This is a genomic window from Psychrobacter sp. 16-MNA-CIBAN-0192, from assembly GCF_040309565.1.
Lineage (GTDB): Bacteria > Pseudomonadota > Gammaproteobacteria > Pseudomonadales > Moraxellaceae > Psychrobacter.
In genome coordinates this window covers 1-260 of record NZ_JBEOOX010000405.1, presented here as the reverse complement: position 1 = coordinate 260, position 260 = coordinate 1, and the positions used below count along the sequence as shown (strand labels likewise).

The following is a 260-nucleotide window of genomic DNA, read 5'->3' as shown; positions in this document are numbered from 1 at the left end:
CCTTCACCGTGTGGATTTGGTAGTGCGGGTCGGCCTTGATCTGGGCCTCGGTGAAGGGCAATGGGCGCAGTTTTTTCTCGGAGAAGGCTTGGGTCTGGTCCTTTGAGTAGGCGGACGCCGGGTTGCTGGACTCGGAGAAAGCGAGTACGCCGACTGCGTTGGGGCCTTTGTCGTCGAAGGTGACGATTTGCAGGTAGCTGGTGCCGCTGACGACTTCGCGTTTGCCGTCGGCGCGGGGCACGGTTTGCATGGCGTTGTAG

The 260-nt window shown here is 61.2% G+C and carries 1 protein-coding gene; it reads right to left on the bottom strand.

Annotated elements, in window-relative coordinates; translation table 11 throughout:
• A partial coding sequence (locus AAEY78_RS13755; RefSeq protein WP_352339914.1) for a penicillin acylase family protein occupies positions 1-260 on the bottom strand: 260 nt, incomplete at both ends.